Raw genomic sequence first — 13,250 nt, 5'->3', positions numbered from 1 at the left:
CACGAGCTGTAGTCTCTTTGCGTTTTCAGAAATTATGAATACACCGGTTTTCAGGTTCGGCCTTCTGACGTGTATTCGTCGGGAGCCACTGCTGCTTTGGCTGCTAGCCAAATAATACAGTGCTCCCATAGTGGCTATTGCTGAACCGACAGCCAGCGCAACAACACATGTGCGGCTGGAAAACGCCCTGGTTTTATTTTGTGAGGAGTTATTCTTATCAAACTTTTGCTCGAGTTCAGCCAGCCTTGATGATCGACTCTGATTGACATCGGCTCGATAATTTAAGTTGTGCATTTCAGGAATCTCATAAAATATTGATATATCTCAGTCGTGTAGCGTAGTGGCTTAGAAATAGAGTCAATTCTCAGGAAATAATTCAAACACTTCTTAAAAATTGTCAGTGATAAAAGAATATGAAGGGAAGATTGGCTATAAAGTAGGGGTAAGTCCTGAACTACGACCAGAGAGGGGTAATTACATAGAACTAGTGCAGAGAAGCGTTAATACCCGTACACCCCGTTCATCCTGAAGCCTGTCGAAGGACCCATACGGCCTAAAGTCGGAAACTCCGGATTCTGATAGATCGTGCCAAGCACCCTTCGACTCCGCTCAGGGTGAACGGAGATCGTACACGTCAAACTCATTGAAACCATGTACTGGCTCGCTATCCGCAAAAGCACAAGTGACCTGTCTTTTTCGGATAGCGGGTGGCGCTTACTAAAATGCCAAAGTTATCAAATAACAGCGTCTTAATCAGTAGACGGCTTGTTAGCAATAATCGCCAACGCATCCATCAACCGTTCCTGGGCATTACGTCGGCGCTGACTCCGGACCGGCCGGTTTTTCTCATACTCACCGTCACTTTGCAGCTGCCAGCTGCGGGTGTTATCGGAGAGGTAGTAGTCCAATTCTTTTTTGATGCGAGCGGCCAGTTTCGGGTCTTCAATGGGGAAGCAGGTCTCAATACGCATGTCCAGATTTCGGATCATGGCATCCGCACTGGAACAGTAGACCAGTGCGTCATCGTCGCCATTTTCAAAGTAGTAGATACGGGTGTGCTCAAGAAACCGTCCGACAATGGAGCGTACGCGGATATTTTCCGACAGCCCTTCAATGCCGGGCCTCAGGCAGCAGATGCCCCGAACGATCAGACCCACCTCAACACCGGCCTGAGACGCTTTGAACAACGCCTTAATGATATGAGACTCAGTGAGTGAGTTGATTTTGATGATGATCCGGGCCTGTTTTCCCTCTTTGGCGTTACTGGTTTCCTGGTTGATCAGATCAATCAGGCTCTTCTTCAGCGTGAAAGGCGCATGGAACAGCTTACGGACACGAACCGCACGCCCCATCCCGGTCAGCTGCTGGAAGATTTTATGAACGTCGTTGGTCAGTATCTTGTCACAGGTCAGCAGGCTGTAATCGGTATAGAGACGGGCATTGCCAGCGTGATAGTTACCGGTGCCAAGGTGAGCATAACGCTGAATATGCCGACCTTCACGACGAACAATCAACATCATTTTGGCATGGGTTTTATAGCCGACGACACCGTATACGACGACGGCCCCTGCTTCCTGCAGGCGACGGGCCAGGGCCAGGTTTTCCTCTTCATCAAACCGGGCACGGATCTCTACCACAACCGTCACCTCTTTACCCTGCCTGGCGGCTTCTACCAGGGCATCCACCATTTCTGAGTGAGCACCGGTGCGGTAAAGCGTCTGCCGAATGGCCAGCACATCAGGGTCTTTGGCGGCCTGACGGAGCATATCCACCACAGGGGTGAATGACTCAAAGGGGTGATGGAGCAGGATGTCCTGTTTGGCCACCAGATCCAGCACGTTGTTGCTGTGCTTCCGTTTACTGTGCAGGCCTTTCGGGTAGCCGGGGGTAAACGGCGGGAAGACCAGGCCCGGTTTGTCATTGGTGTCGCAGATGGACATCATGCGAGTCAGGTTGACCGGTCCACTGACCTGGTAAACGTCTTCATTGGTCAAACCAAATTCATTAAGTAGAAAATCCACCAGCGGTTGTGGGCAGTTGTCGGCTACTTCCAGTCGTACCGCTTTACCATAGCGACGGGAGAGCAGTTCGCCCTGCAGTGCCTTGGCCAGGTCTTCAACCTCATCTTCGAGATCCAGGTCACTGTTACGGGTCAGTCGGAACTGATAACAGCCTTTGATATCCATGCCGGGGAACAGGTCGCTGACATGGCGATGGATAATCGAAGAGAGAAATACATAATCATTCTCCCGGCCATCACAGATATCTTCAGGCATTTTGACAATACGGGGTAACGACCGGGGTGCCGGGATAATGGCCATACCGGTATCACGGCCAAAAGCATCTTTGCCTTCCAGAGAGACAATAAAGCAGAGCAGCTTGTTCGCCAGCCTTGGGAACGGATGGGCAGGGTCCAGCCCGATAGGGCTGATAATGGGCATCACTTCATGGTAGAAGAAGCGCTTGATCCATGTCTGCTGCTTTTCCGTCAGCTCATTGCGGCGCAGAAAGCGAATACCCTCTTTTCTCAGAGAAGGTAACAGGCTTTCATTCAATATCTGGTATTGCAGAGCAACGTATTCTTTGGCCTTCTGGCTGATCTCTTTCAGGACCTGCTGTGGTCCCATGCCATCGAGGCCCACCTGCTCACGGGAGAAGTCGATCTGCTGCATCAGGCCCGCGACCCGGATTTCAAAATATTCATCGAGGTTGGAGCTGAAAATCAGCAGAAACCGGAAGCGCTCCAACAGCGGGTACTCTTCGTTTAACGCCTGCTGCAGCACCCGGAAATTAAACGCCAGATGGCTGAGTTCACGATTAATGTAATAGTCAGGGTTCTGATAATCACTGACCTTTGGGGGCTTGCTGGCCATTGGCTCGGCAAGCTCAGATGATTGGGCCCGGGTTTCCTGAACATCCGACTGTTGGGGGGTATCCATATGACCTCTTTCTCAGCAAAATAGCACTGGCTTATGATGACCGGTTTCAGTGGCTTTTGTCATGGATCCTGTCAGTGACGTTTGTCAGATATTCAACCAATGGCCCGGTGAACAGGCGACTCTCGGAGCGGAAGTAATAGGGCAGGGAGAATGTCGCATTATTCATTTTATTCTAACAGAAATAATAAAGACTACTCCCTGCATGAACGTTTACCTGTTTTATCAAGAGTTCATTTTACGGAGCGCTCTTGCCGCATCCTTGGCAAAATAGGTCAGAATGGCATCCGCACCGGCCCTGCGAAAACACATCAGGGATTCCAGCATCACGGCATCGCCATTAAGCCAGCCATTGGCCGCCGCTGCCTTGTGCATGGCGTATTCACCACTGACCTGGTAGGCAAAGACCGGGACCTTGAATTCATCCTTAACCCGGCGAACAATATCCAGGTAGGGCATGCCTGGTTTTACCATCACCATATCGGCACCCTCTGCCAGGTCGGCAGCCACCTCGTGGATTGCCTCATCACTGTTGGCAAAGTCCATCTGAAAACTGAACTTATTGCTTTTGCCGAGGTTACCGGCCGAGTCCACCGCATCCCGGAACGGGCCGTAGTAATTGGAGGCATATTTGGCTGAGTAAGCCAGAATGCGGGTATTGATATGGCCTTCTTCTTCCAGGCGCTGGCGGATGGCACCAATCCGGCCATCCATCATGTCTGACGGGGCCACAATGTCTGCGCCGGCTTCGGCGTGGGACAGGGCCTGACGGACCAGAGCCTCAACCGTTTCATCATTGACCACATAACCCTCTTTATTGGTCAGGCCATCAAGACCGTGGGAAGTAAAGGGATCCAGTGCGACATCGGTAATCACACCCAGCTCCGGGAACTGGTTTTTCAGCGCTCGAACCGCGCGCTGGGCAAGGCCTTGTGGGTTCCAGGCTTCTTCCGCCAGCTCAGACTTCCTGTCAGCGGGTGTTACGGGAAACAAGGCAATGGCCGGAATGCCCAGCGCCACCAGCTCAGCGGCTTCCTCAAGCAGTAAATCAATGCTGAGGCGCTCAACACCGGGCATGGACGCAACGGCCTGGCGCTGCTGATCACCGTCCACAATAAACAGTGGATAAATCAGGTTGTCCACGGAAAGCTGACTTTCGCGCATCAGACGGCGGGAGAAGTCGTTGTAGCGCATCCGTCTTGGGCGGGCAGCAGGAAAAGGGCGATGAATCATACTTCTTTATCCTTTTGAGGTTGTAATACCAATTCCACCTTCTAAATATGATAACGAGCAAGTCATTTTGGACCGCTGGGCAAGGCGGAATGACGAGTAATAGCAGGGCTATTGCGAGGAATTCCAACGAAGATCCAGCGGTTCAAAATGGCTGCGCAGTTCATATTTAGAAGGTGGAGTTGGTATAAGGGCCGGGTCGCAACGAAGCGTCAACAGGCCAAACAGCCACAGTTTCTAATTTGACAATAATGGCTGGCATTATACGGGAAAAAACGTATGATTTTGCAGGGATTGTCGTATCAAACAGATGTTTGTAGCTCTGGAAGGTGTTATGAATAACAAGAAATGGCTTTTGCTGACAGTGCTGGCCGCAGCAATTGGTGCGTTTTACGCCCTGGACGGTCAGCAATACCTGACCCGTGATTTCTTTCAGGGCCTTTATCGTGATGATCCGGTACTGACGGCTGTCGCTTTCTTTATCATCTACGTAGCGGTAACCGGCCTGTCACTGCCGGGAGCGGCAGTGCTTACGGTGGTGGCGGGGGCCATTTTTGGCCTGTTTCATGGTGTGTTGCTGGTCTCTTTTGCCAGCACCCTGGGAGCCACCCTGGCTTTTCTGTTTTCCAGAACCTTATTAAGAGACTGGGTAGCACAAAAGTTTTCCGGTTATCTGGAGACCATTAACAACGGCGTGAACAAGGACGGAGCCTTTTATCTGGCAACGCTCCGACTGATTCCGGCGGTGCCTTTCTTTGTGATCAACCTGGTGATGGGGCTGACCTCCATGCGGGTCCTGACCTTCAGCCTGGTCAGTCAGCTGGGAATGCTCCCGGGCACGGCGGTTTTCGTCAATGCCGGTGCCCAGCTTGGTCTGGTGGAGGAGCTGTCTCTTGAAGGGATTTTAACGCCACCATTGATCGCTTCATTTGTACTTTTGGGTATTTTCCCCTGGATTGCCAGAATGGTGATGGAGTGGTTAAGACGTCGTCGTTTATATCGCAGCTACCCGCAGCCTGCACAGTTTGATAATAACCTGACCGTGATTGGTGCCGGTTCTGCCGGGCTGGTCAGCAGCTATATTGCTGCGGCGGTCAAGGCCAAAGTATCACTGATTGAAAAGCATAAAATGGGGGGCGATTGCCTGAATACCGGGTGTGTGCCCAGCAAAGCCCTGATTCGCTCCGCCAAAATGGCCCATTACCTGAAGCGGGCCGATGAGTTCGGTATAGAACATGCGTCCGGGCAGGTTAATTTCGCCAAAGTAATGGAGAGGGTTCAGGAGGTTGTTGGCAAGGTTGAGCCCCACGATTCTGTGGAGCGTTATTCCGGTCTGGGAGTTAACTGTATCAGTGGCTCCGCGCAGCTGATCAGCCCCTGGGAAGTAGCAGTGGATGGTAAAAGAATCACGTCCCGAAATATTGTCATTGCCAGTGGTGGTCGCCCCTATGTGCCACCGCTGCCGGGTCTTGAGCAAATCGAATACTACACATCGGACACCATTTGGGGCTTGCGCAAGAAGCCCGGTCGAATGCTGGTGATTGGCGGTGGCCCTATTGGCTGTGAACTGACTCAGGCCTTCACCAGGCTGGGGGTTCAGGTTATTCAGGTGGATCACGGAGCCCGGCTGTTGCATCGTGAAGATGACGATGTTTCAAAACTGGTGATGAATCAGTTTATTCAGGATGGCGTCGACCTGAGGCTGAAACACGAAGCCCGTTCTTTCCATAAGTTGCCGGATCCGGACACCGGCGTCGAGCGTCAATTTCTGGCAGCGGAATTTGCCGGTCAGACCGTAGAAATTGACTTTGATATCGCCCTGTTTGCCACGGGTCGCAAAGCCAATACGGCAAATCTTGGCCTTGAAGCGCTGGGTATCGAGTTAACTGAGCGGGGAACCATTGAGGTTAATGACTACATGCAGACCCGTTACCCAAATATCTATGCCTGTGGCGATGTTGCAGGACCTTACCAGTTTACCCATACGGCGGCACATCAGGCCTGGTATTGTGCGGTGAATGCACTGTTTGGCCGCTTTAAAAAGTTCAAAGTCGATTACTCAGTGATTCCCTGGTGTACCTTTACCGATCCGGAAGTGGCCAGAGTGGGTTTGAATGAGCAGGAGGCCCGGGAGCAGGGCATTGCCTATGAAGTGACCAAATACGGTATTGATGATCTGGATCGAGCCATCGCGGATGAAGAGGCACGGGGCTTTGTGAAAGTGCTGACCGTGCCGGGCAAGGATAAGATCCTGGGAGTCACCATTGTTGGTTATCATGCCGGTGAGCTGATTACGGAGTATATCAGTGCCATGAAACACGGTCTGGGTCTTAATAAAATCCTGGGGACTATTCATATCTACCCGACACTGAGCGAAGCCAACAAATACGCTGCGGGTGAGTGGAAAAAAGCCCATGCACCCCAGGGTGTATTGTCGCTGGTGGAAAAATACCACGCATGGATGCGCCATTGACTATCATTAAGGGGTCATTATAAACATAAGGATGTTTAATGAGTGACCCGGACCCGTCTGATGGTGGCCCGACAGAGGATCCCTCAAAGGATTCTGTAAATAACAGCCCAAGGTTAGCGTCGGCTGCCATCAGCGAAGATAAGAAAATCTTCAAAGAGCTGAAAAAAATCCTCAAGAACCGAAGTGTTATGCTGGCTGAGCCTTCTTCCCGAAAGAGTCTCAAAACCAATAACAAGAGCCTTCTGGCAAGAATAAAAAACTTTCTGCCAACCTCTGTCTATAAGATGGTCTCCCGTCTCAAACCTATTGATAAACAGAAAAAGATTGGAACGATGATTGCGCTGGTCCAGCAGAAGAATCAAATGGCCTGGCAGCGCCTGGGAGAAGGCAAGGCTGAGGGTGCCTGTGATCAGGCGTTACGCAAGCTACAGCTGGATTGTGAGCAGTCGCAGCTCTGGCTGGACCTGCTGGAGGGCAGGGGGCAGTCCAAGGTTACTGAAGAGCGGGCTCGGGTGGTTGACTGTCTCAAGGACTGTGTTGCTGCAGACGTTGCCAGTGACTTCAGGCAGGCGGATGAAGCTTACGTTGAGGCTGTTCATGATCTCAAGCTATCCATCATTCATGAAAATGATCTGAAAATTGAGCTGCAGGCACCCAAAGCGTCTTCTCCCCTGGCCGGAGAGCTGAGGCAATTTGAGAAAATGCTGGTGGATGAGGCATCAGCCCTGGAAGCCTATCGGTTGTATGGGCAGAATCAACGGTCATGACGGATTCTTCGGGATCATTTTACATTTAAAAACTTTTTTCCCTTCAGCATTCGTTTTGGTTGTTATTATCAGCTCGAACTCGTCAATCTTATTCTCTAAGTGATGACGCTCCGCTTCCTTCAGAAGCTTGGTTTTCTCTTGGGTAAATGCTTCGTCATAGGCAAATTCATCTTTATGGAGAATATCCAGTGCGTTTTCCAGCCTGTCAAAGGGAAAAACAACAGAAAATTCTGTCTCCCATTTCTCCCTTTTCTTCCTTTCATAGTAAGCCTGCAAGTCGGCTGATGAAACATAAGTCTGCGAGTCGGCTGATGAAACAGTATGATCCGAAATGCTCTTTTGTTGCACGGCGGAATTGTTACCTTGCTCTGATCGATTCGACAGGAAATTGGAGATATTGGTAGCAATGGCCACCACCCTTCCACAAAACCAACGCACAATGTTAATTGGCAGTTTTATTGCCGCCATAACATAATGAGTAATATTTTCAATTGTGTTGTTAATCATTATTTAAATTCCAATAATTTGCCCTCTAATATCGAAAGACTTTGTCAGGGGGAGATTTATTACGCGAACACCATTCGTCAAATTAGACTGTGTGCGGCCAGGTAAGTTCCAGATGGTTGCCCCGGTGAGTCCAAAGCGTATGATTTCATTTGGTTAACTACTGATGCTGCCCGGATTTTAGATTGGAACCAGAATTAGCCTCTTGCTGGCAGTTGACCGGTAGGACAATTACGGTTGTCTGAAATTTTATCAGGCAGGCGGATGAAGCTTACGTTGAGGCTGTTCACGATCTCAAGCTATCCATCATTCATGAAAATGATCTGAAAATTGAGCTGCAGGCACCCAAAGCGTCTTTTCCCCAGGCCGGGGAGCTGAGGCAATTTGAGAAAATGCTGGTGGATGAGGCATCAGCCCCGGAAGCACATCCGCTGTATGGGCAGAATCAACGGTCATGAAGGGGTTCTGCTGTTGGCTCGATCAACTTCTTTGGTCAAACTGCAAGTAACCTGTTTCCCTTCAGCATTCGTTTTAGTGATTATTTTCAGGCATAACATGTCAGTCTCATTCCACTTTATGTGAAGCCACTTCGCTTCCTGCAGAAGCCTCGTTTTTTCCTGGGCAAATGCTTCGGCAGATTCAAAGTCACTGCTATGACAATCCAGTATTTTTCCAGGTTGCCAAAAGGAAAAACTGCAGTAGTTACGGTCTCCCTTACATGATACATAGGCTGAGAGTGGGATGAAGAAACAGTACGATCCGAAATATCCTTTTGTTGCAGGTCAGAACTGTCATTTTGGTCTGATCGTTTTGACAGGAAGTTGGAAATATTGTGGGCAATGGCCACCACTCTTCCACAAAACCAACGCACAATGTTAAGCGGCAGTTTTATTGCCGCTTTAACATAATAAGTAATATTTTCAACTGTGTTGTTAATCATTATTTAAATTCCTTAAATTTCAATAATTTGCCCTCAAATATCGAAAGACTTTGTCAGGGGGGAATTATTATGAGAACGCCGTTTTCTAACTTAGACTGTGTACGGCCAGGTAAGTTCCATATGCCCCTTGGCCAGGACAGGCCGGGAGGCATAAGTGTTCTGTGGGTAATAAAGATTAAGGCTGGGCTTCAGTCGGGTCCGGGATCATAGAATAGGCAGAAGGGCTGGCAATACCACTGGTTTTCAGCACCAGCAGAGACATAACTCCGCTGACTAAAACAAACTGCCAGGTCCAGTCTGGCATCAGATCAATCCATATACCATTGGATACAACGATGGTTGCCCCGGTAAATACAAAGCGTATGGCTTCAATAACGATCAATCCGGTGAATTTTTCCAGCAACCAGCCAATACCGATCAGGTTCAGTGCAAGAACAAATGTCCAGAGTGCATTGAAGCCGTAAGGCGTGTTGTGGCTGATGGCTAACAATACCGTGGTTGCCAGCACAAGCATGGCAAAGTGGATCAGTGCATAGACTTTCAAGCCCATGCTGACGTCAGGGTTATAGTTCTTATAGCCGTGAATATCCGGCATCTTCATCGGTGAGGCGATGTCCGCAGGTCGATAGCCTGTGCGTCTGAACCAGAGTGTGAGTTTGTCTTTCCAGCTTTTGGTATTAAAGGCATCCCTGCACATCCCGGTATAAAGATGCAGGTTTGCCCACACCGGGTTCCAGCTTCTCAGAGGCGTTAGCGTGCCGTAGCGGATGGGCTCATAGTTTTCATCTTCTTCGATAAATGTGCCAAACAGCCGGTCCCAGATAATAAATACCCCACCATAATTCTTATCCAGATACTTCCGGTTTTTGGCATGGTGCACCCGATGGTTTGAAGGGGTAACAAACAGCCGTTCAAACCAGCCAAGCTTTGGAATATGGCGGGTATGCACCCAATATTGATAAAGCAGATTCATCAGGCTTACCGTCAAAAAGACATAAGGCGGGATGCCAAGAATGGCCATGGGAATGTAGAACACCCATGAGAACAGAAAGCCGGTGCTGGTCTGGCGCAGAGCCGTGGTCAGATTATACTCCTCACTCTGGTGATGCACCGAGTGGGCGGCCCAGAGCAGGTTGATTTCATGGCCTTTGCGATGATTCCAGTAATAGAAAAAATCCTGCAAGACAAACCCAAGGACCCATACCCAGAGGGCGTTGCTATCCAGTGACAGGAGCGCTGCATGATTATAAATAAGGGTATAAATACCCAGTTTGAAAATAACACCCGTGGTGACGTTAAGCATCCCCGTACTCAGGCTGTTTATGGCATCGTTAATTCGATAGTAATCCTTCTTGCGAATGATGGTGGCGATCACTTCAACAAGGATCATCAGCAAGAAGATTGGTATGGCGTACACAATCGGATTCATGGGGCGAGCCTGATTATTGTTGTTATAGGCCTGTTTTTAACATGAGTCCCAACGAAAAGCATGGTTTTTCATCAATTGAACACGTCTTATGCTGCCTGGATTTTAGATTGGAACCAGAATTAGCCTCTTACCGGTAGTTGACCGGTTAGACAACTACAGTTGTCTGAAATTTTAAATTCCCATTTATGAACTTTTCTGTTTTTTTTGGGGTCGTACCAAGTACCAAAAAAACTCATGTTTTTGTGATTTATGACTCCTTTATCAAACCAGGCTGCTGGGGCTACTCCAAAAAATACTTCCTGCGATTCTCAGGCTCCTGCTGCGGGCACTGCTTTTGGAGGGCATAAAGTCTCCATAGTGAATTTGGAGAAGGGGCAAGTCTTGATGGCTTTATATAATTACGCCCGTAACCCGATGGGCAGTTTTTATAGCCCTCCCGAGTCACACAATCCTACGCCCGCATACCCTCCAAACATGTATACCTTCAAGATTAAGGATTCTGATAAATTTATGTCTCTTGATGAAGCGAGTTCACTGGTTTCTGAAACGCTGAATCTTGAATATGTCCGGGGCAGAGCAATTAAAACTAATATATCAGGAGATGTCATAGATACACGTCGATATGACAGAGATAATGGCGAAGGTGTCGGTGCAATGGCTATTCAGAGCCTGACAAAATAACGAGAAAGAAAAAGAGCGTCATTATGTTATATGGCGCTATTTTTCCTGTTACTCATCGTTAAAGAATGTTTTCACCCAAAATCGTCGTAAAGAATTTTTCCCTAAACAGTCTCAGCAGGTTCCTTTCCTGACTGAAGCCCCGTTGCCTTGCGTGACTGAATCGCTTTATCGATCAAGGCAACGATACTCCTGTTACCACGTTGGACTGCTGCCTGACGGGGGGGGCTTCTCTTGTATTTGCCCAGGGCCCAGCGAACCTTTGCCTGTTCCAGGTCAGCACCGTGCTCCAGCAGCATCGACACAGCAGTCCTGTCATTGGCCGAGGTTGCGGCGTAGAGTGGAGTTGCTCCGTCTTTGTTGGCGGTATTCAACAACGCATTGCCAAACCCGGCTCTTTCTGACTCTGGCACTTCACTGATGACCCCCAGTATATACTGGACAATCCTGGCAAACCCACCTCGTGCAGCAATGAATAGCGGCGTAGCACCATGAGCGTCAGTGGCATTAACCACCTGCCTGGCTACCTTGCTCCGCTGTGGTTGCGGTACCGCTGAAACAGACTCCAGCAGTGACTTTATGATCCTGCTATTGCCCATGCTGGCCGCTAAATGGAGAGGCTGCCTCTCACCCCTGCGCCCATTGTGTTTGTCAGGGGCCAGCACCTTGATCATGGTATCGGCTCTTTTAGCCTCCGGCGAGTTTTTCAGGGCCTCCATGAAGCAGCATACCACCCGGTCATCACCTCTTTTGATCGCTTTACACAGCGGGGTTTGGCCGTCTTTGCTGGCAGCATTCATGACCGCCACCAGTGCCCGGGCAATATCTGCCTCAGGCAATGCCAGCAGGTAGTTCAGGAAAGTTAACACGACCGACTCATTGGCATTCTGTGCGGCAAGATGCAACGGGGTCTCGCCATTGCTATGGCGGGGTGTCATGAGCATGATGGCAACATTTGCCTTTTCTGCCTCCGGTACACCCTGCAAGGCCGTATTCAGCAGGCATTCTGTGGCCTCAACAAGCCCTCCCCCGGCAGTGATATGGAGTGGAGAAACCGGATGGTTGGTCGCGTCGGACGGGGCTGCCCGTTTTGCCAGTTCCGGGTCTTCGGTCAGTAACTCCCGGAGCCGGACCAGGTCATTATTACTACAGGCAGCCAGTACTGGTGCCATCTGGCGGGGGGGAGTCAATCTTCGGTATGTTCCCGGGGCGCAGCGAACCTTTACCTGTTCCGGGTCAGCACCATGCGCCAGCAGCATCGACACAATAGGCCTGTCTTTAACCGAGGTTGCTGCGTAGAGTGGGGTTGCCCCATCTTTGTTGGCGGTATTCACCAACGCATTTCCAACCCCGGCCCTTTCTGACTCTGGCACTTCACTGATGACCGCCAGTATATACTGGACAATCCTGCCAAACCTGCCTTGTGCAGCAATGATTAGCGGCGTAGCACCATGGGCGTCAGTGGCATTCACCACCGCCCTGGCTACCTTGCTCCGCTCTGAAGACGGTACCGCTGAAACAGTCTCCAGCAATAACTTGATGATCCCGCTATTGCCCATGCTGGCAGCCAAATGGAGTGGCTGCCTCTCACCCTTACCCTCGCTCTGCCTGTCAGGGGCCAGCACCTTGATCATGGTATCGGCTCTTTTGGCCTCCGGTGAGTATTTCAGGACCTCCAGGAAGCAGCATACCATCCGGTCATCGCCTCTTTTGATCGCTATACACAGCGGGGTTTGGCCATCTTTACGGGCAGTATTCATGACCGTCACCAGTGCCCTGGCAGTATCTGCCTCAGGCAATGTCAGCAGGTAGTTCAGGAAAGTTAACAAGACCCACTCATTGGCATTCTGAGCGGCAAGATAAAACGGGGTTACGCCATTACTATTACGGAGCGTCATGAGCATGATGGCGGTATTAGCCTTTTCTGCCTCCGGTACACCCTGCAAGGCTGTATTCAGCAGGTATTCTGTAGCCTCCTTATGCCCTCCCTGGGCAGTGATATGGAGTGGAGAAACCGGATGGTTGGTCGCGCCGGACGGAGCTGTCAGTTTTGCCAGTTCCGGGTCTTCGGCCAGTAACTCCCGGAGCCAGACCAGGTTATTATTGCGGCAGGCGGCCAGTACTGATGCCTCGTTCAACGGATTAGAGCGGTCATCACCATCGCTTATCCCGGTATCCGGTGCCGCCAGAACCTGCAAAGGCAGCGCCTCAACAGGCTGTGGATGGGAGCTGGAAGGAACACTCTGGATCGTATTCATAACTATAACCTGATGACATGGATGAAGATCGTTGG

The 13,250-nt window shown here is 50.2% G+C and carries 10 protein-coding genes; 3 read left to right on the top strand and 7 right to left on the bottom strand.

Features of this window, described 5'->3' with window-relative positions:
- The 3 genes from ACO6VE_RS15640 to hemB form a co-directional block, all read right to left on the bottom strand.
- The coding region (locus ACO6VE_RS15640; protein ID WP_422462212.1) for a hypothetical protein at positions 1-294 on the bottom strand (294 nt) is incomplete at its 3' end.
- Positions 295-749: 455 nt separating this feature from the next.
- Complete coding sequence (gene ppk1 / locus ACO6VE_RS15635; protein ID WP_422462210.1) at positions 750-2,939, bottom strand: polyphosphate kinase 1; 2,190 nt, start codon at positions 2,937-2,939, stop codon at positions 750-752.
- Positions 2,940-3,161: 222 nt separating this feature from the next.
- Complete coding sequence (gene hemB / locus ACO6VE_RS15630; RefSeq protein WP_422449805.1) at positions 3,162-4,169, bottom strand: porphobilinogen synthase; 1,008 nt, start codon at positions 4,167-4,169, stop codon at positions 3,162-3,164.
- A gap of 331 nt (positions 4,170-4,500) precedes the next feature.
- Between hemB and ACO6VE_RS15625 the strand changes: the two genes are divergently transcribed.
- Together ACO6VE_RS15625 and ACO6VE_RS15620 are read left to right on the top strand one after the other, a co-directional pair.
- The gene (locus ACO6VE_RS15625; protein WP_422449806.1) at positions 4,501-6,639 is read left to right on the top strand and encodes an FAD-dependent oxidoreductase; all 2,139 of its coding nucleotides are present in this window, start codon (positions 4,501-4,503) and stop codon (positions 6,637-6,639) included.
- Between the two features lie 38 nt (positions 6,640-6,677).
- The gene (locus ACO6VE_RS15620) at positions 6,678-7,406 is read left to right on the top strand and encodes a hypothetical protein (protein WP_422449807.1); all 729 of its coding nucleotides are present in this window, start codon (positions 6,678-6,680) and stop codon (positions 7,404-7,406) included.
- On the opposite strand, the gene ACO6VE_RS15615 is transcribed toward ACO6VE_RS15620, so the two are convergent.
- The 3 genes from ACO6VE_RS15615 to ACO6VE_RS15605 form a co-directional block, all read right to left on the bottom strand.
- Positions 7,401-7,913, bottom strand: coding sequence for a hypothetical protein (locus tag ACO6VE_RS15615; protein WP_422462209.1), 513 nt, complete (start codon positions 7,911-7,913; stop codon positions 7,401-7,403). The two genes, ACO6VE_RS15620 and ACO6VE_RS15615, sit on opposite strands and share 6 nt — an antisense overlap.
- A 571-nt stretch (positions 7,914-8,484) precedes the next feature.
- Positions 8,485-8,850 (bottom strand): hypothetical protein, encoded by a 366-nt coding sequence (locus ACO6VE_RS15610; RefSeq protein WP_422462207.1) that lies wholly within the window; start codon positions 8,848-8,850, stop codon positions 8,485-8,487.
- A gap of 175 nt (positions 8,851-9,025) precedes the next feature.
- A complete protein-coding gene (locus ACO6VE_RS15605; protein ID WP_422449809.1) occupies positions 9,026-10,279 on the bottom strand; it encodes a sterol desaturase family protein in 1,254 nt (417 codons plus the stop codon).
- 249 nt (positions 10,280-10,528) lie between these two features.
- Between ACO6VE_RS15605 and ACO6VE_RS15600 the strand changes: the two genes are divergently transcribed.
- The gene (locus tag ACO6VE_RS15600; RefSeq protein WP_422449810.1) at positions 10,529-10,960 is read left to right on the top strand and encodes a hypothetical protein; all 432 of its coding nucleotides are present in this window, start codon (positions 10,529-10,531) and stop codon (positions 10,958-10,960) included.
- A gap of 101 nt (positions 10,961-11,061) precedes the next feature.
- On the opposite strand, the gene ACO6VE_RS15595 is transcribed toward ACO6VE_RS15600, so the two are convergent.
- A complete protein-coding gene (locus tag ACO6VE_RS15595; RefSeq protein ID WP_422462205.1) occupies positions 11,062-13,215 on the bottom strand; it encodes an ankyrin repeat domain-containing protein in 2,154 nt (717 codons plus the stop codon).
- Positions 13,216-13,250 lie beyond the last annotated feature (35 nt).

The organism is Endozoicomonas sp. ALB115, from assembly GCF_049310245.1.
Taxonomy (GTDB): domain Bacteria; phylum Pseudomonadota; class Gammaproteobacteria; order Pseudomonadales; family Endozoicomonadaceae; genus Endozoicomonas.
This window is presented reverse-complemented; position numbering and strand designations above follow the sequence as displayed.